Annotated in this window: 12 protein-coding genes and 1 tRNA gene; 8 read left to right on the top strand and 5 right to left on the bottom strand. The window is 50.7% G+C overall.

Annotation, left to right across the window (positions count from 1 at the left end; translation table 11 throughout):
- Nucleotides 1-522: a gluconate 2-dehydrogenase subunit 3 family protein gene (locus ACS5NO_RS17705; protein ID WP_439416397.1), complete on the bottom strand. Its 522-nt coding sequence runs from the start codon at nt 520-522 to the stop codon at nt 1-3.
- Nucleotides 523-1,092: 570 nt separating this feature from the next.
- On the opposite strand from ACS5NO_RS17705, the gene ACS5NO_RS17700 reads away from it, so the two are divergent.
- The gene (locus ACS5NO_RS17700; protein WP_439416396.1) at nt 1,093-1,953 is read left to right on the top strand and encodes an outer membrane beta-barrel protein; all 861 of its coding nucleotides are present in this window, start codon (nt 1,093-1,095) and stop codon (nt 1,951-1,953) included.
- 90 nt (nt 1,954-2,043) lie between these two features.
- On the opposite strand, the gene ACS5NO_RS17695 is transcribed toward ACS5NO_RS17700, so the two are convergent.
- Nucleotides 2,044-4,515: an ABC transporter permease gene (locus ACS5NO_RS17695; RefSeq protein WP_439416395.1), complete on the bottom strand. Its 2,472-nt coding sequence runs from the start codon at nt 4,513-4,515 to the stop codon at nt 2,044-2,046.
- A 537-nt stretch (nt 4,516-5,052) separates the two neighbouring features.
- On the opposite strand from ACS5NO_RS17695, the gene ACS5NO_RS17690 reads away from it, so the two are divergent.
- On the top strand, nt 5,053-6,036 hold the full coding sequence (locus ACS5NO_RS17690; protein ID WP_439416394.1) for a glycoside hydrolase family 43 protein: 984 nt from the start codon (nt 5,053-5,055) through the stop codon (nt 6,034-6,036).
- A gap of 592 nt (nt 6,037-6,628) precedes the next feature.
- Here ACS5NO_RS17690 and ACS5NO_RS17685 read toward each other — a convergent pair.
- Nucleotides 6,629-6,701 (bottom strand) — tRNA-Phe (locus tag ACS5NO_RS17685).
- Between the two features lie 65 nt (nt 6,702-6,766).
- On the opposite strand from ACS5NO_RS17685, the gene ACS5NO_RS17680 reads away from it, so the two are divergent.
- The 5 genes from ACS5NO_RS17680 to ACS5NO_RS17660 all read left to right on the top strand — a co-directional run bounded on the left by ACS5NO_RS17680 (nt 6,767) and on the right by ACS5NO_RS17660 (nt 11,327).
- Nucleotides 6,767-8,107, top strand: a complete 1,341-nt coding sequence (locus ACS5NO_RS17680) for a 4Fe-4S dicluster domain-containing protein (RefSeq protein ID WP_439416393.1) — start codon at nt 6,767-6,769, stop codon at nt 8,105-8,107.
- 129 nt (nt 8,108-8,236) lie between these two features.
- Nucleotides 8,237-9,511: a hypothetical protein gene (locus tag ACS5NO_RS17675; protein WP_439416392.1), complete on the top strand. Its 1,275-nt coding sequence runs from the start codon at nt 8,237-8,239 to the stop codon at nt 9,509-9,511.
- A gap of 6 nt (nt 9,512-9,517) precedes the next feature.
- Complete coding sequence (locus ACS5NO_RS17670) at nt 9,518-10,318, top strand: (Fe-S)-binding protein (RefSeq protein WP_439416391.1); 801 nt, start codon at nt 9,518-9,520, stop codon at nt 10,316-10,318.
- Nucleotides 10,319-10,336: 18 nt separating this feature from the next.
- Nucleotides 10,337-10,834, top strand: a complete 498-nt coding sequence (locus tag ACS5NO_RS17665; RefSeq protein ID WP_150878088.1) for a hypothetical protein — start codon at nt 10,337-10,339, stop codon at nt 10,832-10,834.
- A gap of 7 nt (nt 10,835-10,841) precedes the next feature.
- Nucleotides 10,842-11,327 carry a free L-methionine (R)-S-oxide reductase MsrC gene (locus ACS5NO_RS17660; protein ID WP_439416390.1) on the top strand — a complete coding sequence of 162 codons (486 nt, stop codon included), beginning with the start codon at nt 10,842-10,844 and terminating at the stop codon, nt 11,325-11,327.
- A gap of 28 nt (nt 11,328-11,355) precedes the next feature.
- On the opposite strand, the gene mnmC2 is transcribed toward ACS5NO_RS17660, so the two are convergent.
- Nucleotides 11,356-12,036 carry a tRNA (5-methylaminomethyl-2-thiouridine)(34)-methyltransferase MnmC2 gene (gene mnmC2, locus ACS5NO_RS17655; RefSeq protein WP_439416389.1) on the bottom strand — a complete coding sequence of 227 codons (681 nt, stop codon included), beginning with the start codon at nt 12,034-12,036 and terminating at the stop codon, nt 11,356-11,358.
- A gap of 30 nt (nt 12,037-12,066) precedes the next feature.
- On the opposite strand from mnmC2, the gene ACS5NO_RS17650 reads away from it, so the two are divergent.
- Complete coding sequence (locus ACS5NO_RS17650; RefSeq protein WP_439416388.1) at nt 12,067-12,540, top strand: DUF4293 domain-containing protein; 474 nt, start codon at nt 12,067-12,069, stop codon at nt 12,538-12,540.
- A gap of 106 nt (nt 12,541-12,646) precedes the next feature.
- On the opposite strand, the gene ACS5NO_RS17645 is transcribed toward ACS5NO_RS17650, so the two are convergent.
- Nucleotides 12,647-13,624, bottom strand: coding sequence for a KpsF/GutQ family sugar-phosphate isomerase (locus tag ACS5NO_RS17645; RefSeq protein WP_439416387.1), 978 nt, complete (start codon nt 13,622-13,624; stop codon nt 12,647-12,649).
- Between the last annotated feature and the right edge of the window lie 13 nt (nt 13,625-13,637).

Below are 13,637 nucleotides of genomic sequence, written 5' to 3'. Positions count from 1 at the left end.
TCAATTGTTGATAAGGTCTACACAACCGTGGTAAAAACCGGGTGCCATGACGTATTTCCGGACGTTGACGAGGTAATATTCCGAGTTGGTATACCCCCGGATGGTCAGGCCTTTGATCAGATTGGTGAATTGCTGCGTTTCCGGTTCGACTGCCGCGCTGAGTTGACGCAGGAGGTCGGTGCGTTGGGTGGCGTCGCAGTCTGTAAACGGTTTATTGTACGTCTGCTGGGCAAACTGGTCGGTTTTGGCCAGTCCGGTTTTCAAGAGTTCTTGCGCCAGTTGATCGTAACAATCGGTAATCATGCGCATGACGAACTGATGCACTTTCAGGGATTTGGCACCGGGCGTGGTGGTTTCGGGAATGAACGTCTCGACCAGTTCGGCCAGCATCGTTTCTTCGGCGCGGGATGCAAAGGTGGTTTGACCAACGGTTTCGGGCGTCCAGCCGGTAGCCCAGGCGGGTAGCGTCACCAGACTCCCCGTTGCCATCATCAGGCTTTTTAAGGCGGTACGTCGTTTCATGAAGTAGGGGTTTATGGAACAAAAGTATTAAACCTTTTCGGGAATCAGAACTGCGCCGGATTTTCCGGCAGGAGGTTTGTGGTTCAGGCCGAATACCGGGTGCTCTATTTAATGCCAACTATGAGATGATGCCCATGCCTAACAGTTGTTTAAGTGCCAGCGGCACGTAATGTTAATAGCAAATCGGTATTTCAAGAACTCCAGGCGTGCCGGAGGTACGCGATATAGGCTTAGTTGCGTACCCCCGGTACGCCTGGAGCTCTTGAAATACCGATTTGCTATTAACATCGGACCCCTCCGGGGTCAATAATCTCACAGTTTGCGCTTTATTTAATAGAAAGAACGTTTAACCCGGCATAGCGCGTGTCTTGTACAAATATTACCCTGTATTTTTTTTTACCAAAACAATGTTTTGGTTTGTAAGTGGCTGATTATGTGAAGATTGAAATGATTGGCTTAGCCTGATTTGTTGGTTAAAGGGTAGGTAGAAAAACATTGTTGATGCGAACACGGTTTAATTAGGCGCAATGAATATTGCACCTATTATTAATCAACGTTATCCAAACCGTTATGAAAGCACAATTCACATTAATGGCAAGCTGCCTTTTAGGGGCGCAACTGGCGATCGGTCAGAACACTACCAACACGACGTCTACAACGAGCACATCGACCTATAGCGCACCGGCAACCGACACGACCCGTACAACCGGTACGACCTATTCGACGACGCCAAGCACCATGTCGACGGACAATAATGCAACGCAGACAACCGGTACGACCTACTCAACGACTCCCGCCCCCGCTGCGAACAGCGCCAATACGGTGACCACGACCACGACGACCACTTCATCGACGGACGACCAGATGAGCCGTGATAACCGTAGTAAGGCGGATCGGCCTGCCGGGAAAGATGGTAAATTCGGGATCTATGCGGGGGTGAACTTCTCCCGTTTTATGAACGAACCCATTCCCTCCGACGCCTACCGCGTTGGTTGGCAGGCCGGCTTGTACGGTCGTACGGGCGGAACGGTTTTTGGACAAATTGGCCTTGAATACCGGAATTCAACCACCGATTTGATCCGGACGGGTCAGGGCACCACGCCGGGATCGGTTTCCGGTGAAGTTCGTGGCAAAATTGACCAGCATTTTCTGGCGATTCCGGCCTACGTCGGTCTGCGAATTGGCAGCGCACTGGGCTTGCGGGTTCAGGCAGGGGCTGAACTGTCTTCGCTGGTGGCCATTGGCGACAACAATTTTCAATTGGAGAAAGACGATCTGAATCGCACGATTCTGAACGGTTTGCTGGGAGCGGGTATCAATCTGGGCCCTTTGACGCTGGATGCGGTGTATAACCACGGTTTTCAGAATGTGTTCGATGATGCCGATGCCAAGCGCCGGACGTTTGCTGTTAACCTCGGTTTCCGCTTTTAAGTAAACGAGCAACTTTTTTCTGTAACCTAAAGTGTGCCGAAAGGGACGCTTTAGGTTATTTTTTTGCAGGAGAGAATCGTGGATTTTCTTTTATTCACTCCTCAGCACTTTCGCCGGATTACGCCTTGCCGCCTTCATCGTCTGTGATCCGATCATGATGAAGGCAATCAGCAAAACCGCCAGCAAGCCGACGAATAGCTCGATGATTTGCACGGGGGTGTGATACGGGAAATTGGTGAGTACGACGTTTTCGAAGAAAAAGTATGTTACGGGCAGCGCAATGAGAGCCGATATGGACAGCAAGAGGAGAAAACCACGGCTTAATAAGTAGATCAGGTTACCGGAAGTGGCGCCCATCACTTTGCGGATGCTGATCTCCTTCAGCCTGGTTTCGGTTGTATAGGCCACCATCCCGAACAAACCCATCGATGCGATCGAAATGGCAAGGAATGAAAGGAAACCGATGATTTTGATCAGGATGGAAAATTCGCTGTAGGCATCTTCTATGGCTTCGTCATAAAATTCAGCCTGAAAAGGATGAACACGATCAAACTTCTTCCAGGCGGCCTCGATTCTGGCCCTGGTCGCCAGCAGGTCCGTGCTTTGTATTTTAACATTAATGACTGCTTGGTCTTCAGGTGTCCAGGGCATGAAGGCTACCGGTCCGACGAGGTTGTCGACCTTGCCGTAGTGAAAATCTTTCATCACGCCAACAATGGTCATCCTGCGTCCACGTAATTTGAAACTGTTAAATGTGATCTCCTTCCCGATTGCTTTTTCGGGGTCGTTGTTACCAATGTTAAATCTTTTTAGCAGTTGCTGGTTTACGATCACCTCCGTGACGGCTTCGGCTGTTGTGGGTCGGGCTTTAAAATTCCCCCCGGCAATGAGCTTGTATTCATGCAGCGACAAGTAGTTTTCGTCGACGTGGTTGGTCATGATCAAGGCAGAGTCACGCGAATCGTTGTATTTCATAAAACCGCCCCAGGCATTCCCAACGCTGGTAATGATTAAAGACCGGGACACTGCGGTTACTTCCGGCATCTCGCTCAGTTCCTTCAGAAACCCATCGGGTTTGTTCCCCTGCATCGTAATGTTCAGGATGTTTTCCGTGTTGAATCCCAGGTCGAATGCCAGTATGTTTTTATACTGCACATAGCCAACGGCGGTTGTTGTGATAAAGATCAGGGTGAGCGTGTATTGAATCACCACCAAAGCGCGTCGACCGAGCGCGGCCCGGACTGTTGCGTGTTTCAACACTTTCACCGAGGCCACATTCCTGAGCGCATTGATTGCGCTGACTTTCGAAAAGAATAGGGCGGGCATGAAACCGGCAATCACACCAACGGTAACCGAAAAAACAATAAAAGCTACGATCATCGAAGGAGTGAGCTCGAGCTTCACCGTGGCCTGCATCTCCGGAGCCAGGTTGATCAGCAGCGGCCGCAATACGAGAAAAATAAAGAAGGAGAGAAGAAGGGCTGCCAGGGAAATCAGGATCGCTTCCACCAGAAACTGTTGCCATACCTGGCTCTTTCCGGCACCGATCGCTTTGCGAATCCCTACTTCCTTAAAGCGTCGCATGGCTCGTGCCATCGACAGGTTGGTGTAGTTGAAACACGCTGACAGGATCACTACGAGAGCCAGGCCGCCGAGTATCCAAAGCACAACCGGAGGCATGTGAGGGCCCAGGGAGCCAGGCCCTCCTTCGGAGCGACTGAGCGACTCTCCGACTACAATCTGGTATAAAGGAAGCAACTCAAGTTGAATCGTTGTCTTTTTTTCGGCGCGGTTTTCCTCCTTTGCAAGGGCGTCGAGTTGCGACTGGATGGAAGCCGGGTCGGCCGTTGGAGCCAGCCGGAGGTATACGTAGTTCGACGACATATTTGCCCAGTTATAGAAGCTGTCGTTGTTCCTGTTGAGTTGCTCGGCCGTCGACAGCGATACCAACGCTTCGAAGTTGATGTGCGAAAAAAAGGGAACGTCCTTCATGACACCGGTCACCTGGTAATCGAGTGTATCGAATCGGATGGCTTTGCCAAGCGCCGATTGGTTGCCGAATAACTTTTTGGCTGCCGTCTCCGTCAGAACGATCGAGTAAGGATTTTTCAGCGCCGTTTCGGGATTGCCTTCCAGCATCGGAAATGTAAAGACTTTGAACAGTGACGGATCTGCCCAGAAGCCCTTGATGGGAACAATCGCGGAGCCAATCTTCGCGTCCTGCGAAAAGTCGTTGCGCACAATCGCCACTTCGTCGATGCCGGTCACTTTCTGCCGGATCAGCTTTCCGGTTTTTATGGATGCGGTTGCAAACTTGTCTCCGGACCACGATTGGCCGGGCCGCGGACGGCTTTGTCCACGGTTTTCAGTCACTATGCTGGTAATGCGATAGATTCTTTCCCCGTTCTTATGGAACCGGTCGTACGAATGCAGGTCGAGCACGAACGCGATCAGCAACAATCCGACGGACATACTGATGGCCAGGCCAACCATATTGATGAACGAGAAGAGCTTGTTGCGCATTAGGCCGCGCCCCGATGTTTTGAGGTAGCTTCCGATCATGATCCAGTTAATAAAAGGTTAACAAATTTGGGCCTTCATGCTGTTTAAGCACTGAATTCAACGCCCGGTTTTCATTTATTCAGGAGTTATTCCACAATGCAATCGTTCCATGCGGCAAGTATATGAAAGTAGTTGAAGCTGAATGAAAAAATGATGTAAACCCGGCAAAAAATGGGGCGAATGATTGTGGAGAATCCTGCCTTTACTGACAGGGAAAAGCCTTGAAAAGAGGGAAAGCATTGCTGAAAACGAAACCGCCAAAAGATAATCCTGGTAGGTTTTTTCGATCATATTTCAGCAGGAAATCTTTCAGTGATAGCATCTTCCGTCCAACCTGGCTGGCTATGTATCGGCAAGTGGGCCTGATCATTGAATGTTTTGATAGTCGCTATTCTCTGGATGATGACCGGCTGATCTGTCTGGAGGATTTTTGCTCCCGCAATCGAGGATATTAACTGACGGTTAGATAAGTTATGGCAACTGCTTTTAGAGGAGGTACAGCTTCGTTTAATCGATAAAAAATTATAACCTGAATAAATGAAATCAATTCTGATTTATTCAATCCTTTTATTCTCGGCATTGCACGCATCAGCACAGGCAAAGCGAGAGATTTTTTTTGCTGATGTAACCATGTATGTTGAGGGAGACAAATATTACCTGACCGGGTCTAAAGGTGGGAGCGGTGGGCCGCAGGGATTTGCCTTTTTAGAGTCAAAGGATCTCAAAACATGGACCGTACCTGCTCGGTCAAACGATTCGCTGGGTATGATCCTGACCAAAGGCGACCACACCTTCGGCACCAGGGGCTTCTGGGCACCACAAATCCTCAAAGAGAAGGGCACGTATTATCTTACCTATACGGCCGATGAGCAAACCGTATTGGCGGAGTCAAAATCGTTATTGGGACTCTACAGACAAAAAGAGGTTGGGCCTATCGATGGGTCTGAGAAAAACATCGATTCCTATATTTTCAAGGATACCGACGGTAAGTATTACTTCTACTGCGTCCGTTTCAATAAAGGCAATTACCTATATGTAGCCGAATTTGACCTGAAAACCGGCAAGATAACCCCCCAAACCCTGAAACGATGTTTTGACCAAACAGAACCCTGGGAGGCAACGCCGAATTATAAATCAGCACCCATTATGGAGGGCCCAACCGTTATCAAATTAAAAAATAAATATTACCTGTTTTATTCGGCCAACCATTTCCAGAACATCGATTATGCCATTGGCTATGCCGTGGCCGATTCGCCCTACGGGCCCTGGGTAAAATATAAGAACAACCCCATCGTGCATCGCTCCATCGTTGGCGAGAACGGATCTGGCCATGGTGACCTGTTTGAAGGATTGGACAAGCAATTGTATTACGTATACCACATTCACAACTCATCCGACAAAGTAAGTCCGCGCAGGACCCGCATCGTACCGGTCGTAAAACAGTGGGATGAAAAAGCCGGCGTTTATACGTTTAGTGTAAAAGGGAACGCGGTAATTGTACCTGTACTGGCCGAAAAGTAAGGAGCCTTTCTGTCGCTTCGACCAGCCAGGCAAGTGCCATTTTCTACTGAAAGATGAACTTTATGTCCGAAAAAAGGAATCTTGAACAAGATTTAAATCTCCGACCGCCCTCACATTCCTTATGGTGTTCCCTATTTTGTTCCACTAAATCCTACACTCTTTCGGCCTTACACCCAATTTGAGGTTGAAAAGCCGCCTGGCCCCTTCATCAGCTATCCACTTATCTTTTTCTCCGCCGTTTTTTTCCTTGAGCCTGGCAACAACCTGCTCAACCAAAGTGTAAAATGCAGCATCTTCAAGGCAAATAACTTCCATCGGTCTTTTTATCGCAAAATAATACTATAAACTTACCCTGAAAACGTTTAACCCACAGATTATCATCACTATGACGGAATCTACGCAACTGGCAGAAATAGTGTCCGAAAGAAAAGGTCTTGTAAGGTCATTTTCTTTTATAACTTTTTTTCAAATTGCCGTCATCTAACTTCAAATAGAAAAAGCTGCAATGGACACGTCACAATATTGTTTACGAATTGTTTACGAAAAGAAAAAGGCAGTTACAACATTTCGTCGTAACTGCCTGATTTTGAGGTGGTGATGGACGGAATCGAACCGCCGACACAAGGATTTTCAGTCCTTTGCTCTACCGACTGAGCTACATCACCAGGTACTGCCGGTAGCAATTTTTGTGGGTGCAAATGTATAGCTTTTTTCTTTTATACCAAATAGTATGGCAATTCTTCAGCAGATTTTATTTGTAGCGTCCCTGGCAACGGCGGCCTGGTTTCTCATCCGACGCGCTGGACTGATCCGGCGCGCCATTCAGCTTGGGCAACCGGAAAACCGCACCGACCGGCCCAATGAGCGGTTTTCCATCATGTTGCGAGTGGCTTTTGGACAGAAAAAAATGATGACCAACCTCACCGTTGGGCTCCTGCACTTCGTCATTTATGTCGGCTTTATCATTGTCAACATCGAGGTACTGGAAATTGTGCTCGATGGAATTCTGGGCACTCACCGGCTCTTTGCGCCCTACACCGGAGCGCTGTATCCGTTCCTGATCAATACCTTCGAAATTCTGGCGCTGGGTGTCTGGATCGTCTGCGTGGTTTTTCTGATCCGGCGGTTTGTGACGAAAGTGCCGCGTTTCCAACCGGAACGGCACCGTGAAATGGCCCGCTGGCCCCGTACCGATGCGGCTTTGATCCTGATTCTTGAAATTCTGCTCATGACGGCTTTCCTGACCTGGAATGCGTCGGACAGCGTTCTGCGCGAACGCGAAGTGGGGCATTATAGCGAGTTGAGTAACGTCGGCACGTTTGTCGTCAGCCAGTTTCTGATGCCGGTATTTGCCAACTGGAGCGATGCGGCTCTGGTGGCTTGCGAGCGGTTTACATGGTGGTTCCACATTCTGGGCATTCTTTTCTTTGCGGTGTATCTGACCTACTCCAAACACCTGCACATTGTGCTGGCTTTCCCGAACACCTACTTCTCCGACCTGAAACCCAAAGGCGAAATGAAGAACATGGCCGACATCACGAAGGAGGTGCAACTGGCGCTCGGCATCGCTCAGGCCGATCCGAACGAGGCCCCGGCCGAACCGGGGCGGTTTGGGGCCAGAGACGTACGGGATCTGACGTGGAAAAACCTGATGGACGCCTACAGTTGTACGGAATGCGGACGCTGCACAGCCGCCTGTCCGGCCAACATCACCGGCAAAAAACTGTCTCCGCGCAAAATCATGATGGACACCCGTGACCGGCTGGAAGACATTCAGCGCGGTTGGCAGCAAAACGGCCCTGAGCATGACGACGGCAAAACATTACTGGGCGACTACATTACCACCGAAGAAATCAATGCCTGTACGACCTGCCAGGCCTGTGTGCAGGAATGCCCCGTCAACATCAATCCCCTGGACATTATTCTGCAACTCCGCCGGTATAAAATCATGGAAGAAGCGCAAGCACCGGCTTCGTGGAACGCCATGTTCAGCAACGTTGAAAACAACATGGCCCCGTGGAAATTTTCGCCCGGCGACCGGTTCAACTGGGCCGATCAGGTCAATCAGTAGACGAGGGACACTGGCCGTCGGCTGGATTTTTAGGGTGCCTCTGCGCCATCCTGAAAAAACTGGCTACTTTTACTCCCTAACTAAAATGAGGGAGGAGATAACAACTCCCGGGGTCGTTGCCACTTTTGTATGTCCGTACTTTTTTTGAAGATCGCTATTGCGTTGGCTGGTTCGTTGGTGACGATCGGGGTCGTGCGTTTCCGGAAAATGATTGATCAGGTGAGCCTGCGGCAACAGGGGCCGATTCTGCTGACGGTTTTTGTGCTGATGCGAATCATCCCGTTTATCGTCGTCTACATTCTGATGGGCCAGAAATCGGGTTCCGACATCCCGGTTTTCTACGATGCCGCCCTCCAGGCCATGGAGGGGAAAGTGGTCTACCGTGATTTCTGGACGCCTTACAGCCCGCTATTTCCGTATGTTACCACACTTTTGCTGCCTTTCTGGAATAGTCCGAACGCGATTGTTCTCCTGATGATCCTCATGGAAGGCGTGGCGCTCTGGCTGACATGGCGCGCATACCGAACCGAAATTCGGGGCCTTTTTCTGCGAATGCTGACGTATCTTACGCTCGTCGGCCCGATGGTGCTGTGTGTGTTAGGGGGGCAGGAAGACATCTGGATGTGGCTCTTTGGGGCGCTGTCCGTGTTGGTATGGCAGCGCACGGGTGACAGTTTATGGATTGGCGTGGTGCTGGCTCTGGCCCTGATATTCACCAAAGCCCTGCCGGTTTTACTGATCATTCCGGTTCTGTTTCTGGTTGAAAAACCGTTGCGCTATATTCTCGGATTAGCCATCACCGGTTTGCCCGCGCTGGGAATTCTGGTGGCGCTCGTGGGAACAAAATTCACGACACCCATGTCGATTGCCGAGCTGCCTTTTGCGCCCAATCTCTGGACGGTGTTGAGTCCGATCACCGGCGATTTCCGGAGCTATTCCAGTCTGTTGCTGTGGGGTGGCGTTGGCTTGACCGTGGTCGTTACCACCCTGGGCGCTATGATACTGAAGCAGCGAATGTCCTATGCCAAAGCCTTACCGGTTTTATGGACCCTGTGTTTTTGCTTTATGATGTTTATCCATAAAAACTCGTTCAGTAATTACGCGTTTATCTTTCTGATGCCGATGTTGCTCAATACCATCGATCTCAGAAGCCGCCGGCAGGTGGCGGTGCTGATCCTGTTCAATGCGCTGGTGGTGATCCAGCCTTCGTACTGGTGGCGCATGGGCAATCCGATTTTTACCCAATGGAGCGATCTGACGTCGATGGCGAACCTGATCGAATACGCCATGGAGTTGACCATTATGGGTTGTCTGGTGTATTTTCTGCACCACCTTTACCAAATGATCAGTCACAATCAATTTCAACACGTCAATGCACCGGCCGAGTTTCCAATAACCCGATAACCAACGATGAACACCGAAACCAACTACCAGGTGCCGACGATGGCCGACCTGGCCGCCAAAGGCGAAACCCCGGAAGTGCTTTTCTGGGTGGGCTGTGCCGGTTCGTTCGACGACCGGTATAAAAAAGTGACCATCGCTTTCGTCAAAATCCTGAACCACGTCGGCATCAAATTCGCCGTTTTGGGAACGGAAGAAACCTGTACGGGCGACCCGGCGCGTCGGGCGGGCAACGAATTCCTGTTTCAGATGCAGGCCGTGGCCAACATTCAGGTGCTGGATGGCTATGGGATCAAAAAAATTGTGACGGCTTGTCCGCATTGTTTCAACACGCTCAAAAATGAATACCCGGAATTGGGCGGTACCTACGAAGTGATCCACCATTCGCAGTTTTTGCAACAACTCATCAACGACGGGAAAGTGACGCTGAAAGGAGGAGGGGAGTTTAAAGGCCGCCGGATTACCTACCACGATTCGTGTTACCTGGGTCGCGCCAATAAAGTCTACGAAGCGCCCCGCGAGGTGTTGCAGGCGCTGGATGCGGATCTGGTGGAAATGAAACGCTCCCGTACCAAAGGGCTGTGTTGCGGAGCCGGAGGAGCGCAGTATTTTAAAGAACCGGAACCCGGCCGGAAAGACATTAACGTGGAACGCACCGAAGAAGCCCTTTCGACCGGTGCCGACACCATTGCCGTGGCCTGCCCGTTCTGTATGACGATGATGACCGACGGCATCAAGAACAAAGACCGGGAGGATTCGGTCAAAGTCTACGACCTCGCGGAACTCGTTGCGCAGGCGCAGAGTTTGTAAAGTAAGATTTGAAACGCTATGTGGATTTCCTTCAACCAACTTCCTGATACGGCCCGCGTCTGGGTTTACCAGTCGGCCCGCCCGCTGACCGACGCCGAAGTGGCGGCCATTGAAACCGATCTGCAACCCGCCGTCGATGGCTGGGCTGCTCACGGGACGCCCTTGCTGGGTTCGGCCCAATTGCTGAACAACCGGTTTTTGATCGTGGCCGTCGATGAAGGGCATCATCTGCCGAGCGGTTGCTCCATCGATTCGTCCGTTCGCTGGGTGCGGGAAATCGGGCAGACGCTCAATACCGATTTTTTTGATCGTTCGGCGGCTTTTGTAACGGCTGATGGGTCGATTGAAACCGTTGCCCTGCCACAGATCAAAACCGCCGTCGCTGAAGGACGCCTGACGCCCGACACCACGGTTTTCAATAACCTCGTTGCCACCAAAGCGGAATTGCGCAATAACTGGCAGATCAAAGCCGCTGATTCGTGGCTGAAACGGTATTTCAAAAACGTAGCCGTCTGATTGCATCATGGCCGAATCGCTGGTACTTCCGAAAACCGCCCACCGTCAGGAAATCTACGAAAGTTTGCTGCCGCAACTCCGGGCTCTGACCGACGGTGAACCGGATCTGATTGCTAATCTGGCGAATATTTCGGCGGCCTTAAAGGAAGCCTTCGGTTTTTTCTGGGTCGGTTTTTACCTCAAAAAAGGCAATCAATTGGTTTTGGGGCCATTTCAGGGACCGATTGCCTGCACCCGGATTCAGTTTGATAAAGGCGTTTGCGGGGCTAGTTATTCGCGAAAAGAAACCGTTCTGGTGCCGGATGTCGAGTTGTTTCCGGGTCATATTGCGTGCAGTTCCGCTTCAAAATCGGAAGTGGTCGTGCCGGTTTTTGACAAAACCGGTGCTGTCGCGATGGTTTTGGACGTTGACAGCGACCAACTGAACGATTTCAGCGAGGTGGACGTACGGGAGCTTGAGAAAATAGCCGCACTCATCACCTCGTTGTTGTAAAAAAACAGCCGCGTTTAAAACCGTCCGTTCAGGCGAGTTTAACCGCCCGCAATACATCCCGCTTGTGGGCGGGCCCCCGGTGTTTCTCAACCAGAAAACCGGCGGCTCTCAGATTCCGCTTCACCAAACTCTTTGAACAGTAGGTCGTCAGTAATCCGCCCGGATGCATCATGGCGGCCAGTTGTTCAAAAACCGCCTGCGTCCAGAGTTCCGGTTGTGCTTCCGGGGCAAAAGCATCAAAATAGACCAGATTGAACCGGTTTTCGGTTCGAAAATCCTCCAAACGGCCTTCGTGTTTCAGGATTTGAAAAAAAGGCGTAATCGCGACCGGTCGGTTCCACGGTGCTTCGTGCAACGAATTCAGGTGGTGACTTCCCAATAAGGCATCAAAATTAAGCTGGCTGGCTTCCTCCAGCGACAGTGGTTGGGTTTCCACGGCCGTATATGTAACGATTCGCTGTGACTTTTCGGCTTCCAACAGCGTCAAAAGAGCATTCAAACCCGTCCCCAAACCCATTTCAAAGACGCTAATCTGTTCAAACAATTTGAAAGCTTCATATAAACCCAGTTCGATATAAACCCGCTGCGATTCCTGCAAGGCACCAAAAACGGAATGATAATGCTGTTTAAATTCCGAATTGTAGGCCGAACTAGAACCGTCGTGGGTTAGAACGATGCGAGTTTCTGTTTTCTTTTCAGGATTCCTCATGTATCTTCGCAAGCTCAAAAATTCAATACTATGCTTCAACGCATCCAAACCATATTTCTGTTCCTTATTGTCGTTTCAATGGCGTTGCTACTAGGCTTCCCGATTTGGGAAAAAACCGGTGCTAGCCCCACCGAAACCGCCAGCCTGACGGCCTGGCAACTGGTGTACACCCAAGGCATTAGCTCACAAATTACGCCGGTTTATTACCTCGCCCTCATGGCGCTGGTGGTGGCCGGGGTTTCGTTATTCACCATTTTCAAATACCGAAACCGGTTGCTGCAAATGGGTCTTTGCGCCATCAATGCCATCGTGCTGACCGCCCTGATGGGGTTTGTTCTGTACCTGACGCTCTACAAAGGCAAGGATTTTTTCAACCCGGATGATCAGGGCCATTTCCGTTACGGTTTTTTCGCCATCGTAGCCGCCCTGATTTTCAACATGTTGGCCAACCGGTTTATCCGCCGGGACGAAAAGCTGGTCCAGGAGTCGAACCGCTTACGCTAGAAAGTTAAGAGTTATGAGTTAAGAATGAAGAGTTAAAAATGAATGCGTCAGCCAACCGCACGGGCGGCCCCGTCTTAACTCTTCATTCTTAACTCATAACTCTTAACTAAATCAGGCCTTCTTTCAGCAGATCGTGGAGGTGGATGAAGCCTTTGATTTGGTTATCGACGGCGACAATCAACTGCGTAATGCTCCGATCCTGCATCATTTTGAGGGCGTGCGTCGCGTATTCGTCGGGGTCGATGGACAGGGGCGAAGGGGTCATGATGTCAGAGGCCCGCAAATGCCCGAGATCCAGCGTGTTGAAACGGTTCAGCATCCGTCGCAAATCACCGTCGGTGACAATACCCGCCAGTTGACCGTTTTCGTCGGCGACGGCGGTGGCTCCCAGCCGTTTCGAGGTCATCTCGATAATCACTTCGTGAACCGTCGCGTTGAGAGGAACGGTCGGAATTTCGTGATGTGGATAAATATCACTAACTTTTAGGTACAGCTTTTTGCCCAATGACCCGCCGGGGTGGAAACGGGCAAAGTCCTGACTGGTAAATCCCCGGGCGTTGAGGAGGCTAACGGCCAGCGCATCGCCGAGTGCGAGGGCCACGGTGGTGCTGGTGGTCGGAACCAGATTGAGCGGGTCGGCTTCCTGTTCGACGTAGGCTTTTAGAACAAAATCGGCCTGTACACAGAGATACGAGCTGGTTTGGGAAGCCAGTGCGATCAGTTTGGCACCGGTTCGCTTCAAAAGCGGCACCAGAACTTTAATTTCGGGGGTGTTCCCGCTTTTGGAGATGCAAATCACCACATCGTTGGCCTGAATCATTCCCAGGTCGCCGTGAATCGCGTCGGCTGCGTGCATAAAAAGCGAGGGCGTGCCGGTGGAATTGAGAGTGGCAACAATTTTTTGTCCGATTATTGCACTCTTTCCAATCCCGGTGACCACGACTCGACCGGAAGTTTGCAGAATCGTTTCAACGATTTGCTCAAATTGGTCGTCGATGCAGTCCATCGCCTGCCGAATGGCTTCCGACTCAGCCAGCAGCACATTTCGGGCGGTAGACTGAATATTTTTTTTAACTAATTTCAATGTTGCTTTTGTC

Source organism: Larkinella fluvii (genome assembly GCF_051857545.1).
Lineage (GTDB): Bacteria > Bacteroidota > Bacteroidia > Cytophagales > Spirosomataceae > Larkinella.
This window is presented reverse-complemented; position numbering and strand designations above follow the sequence as displayed.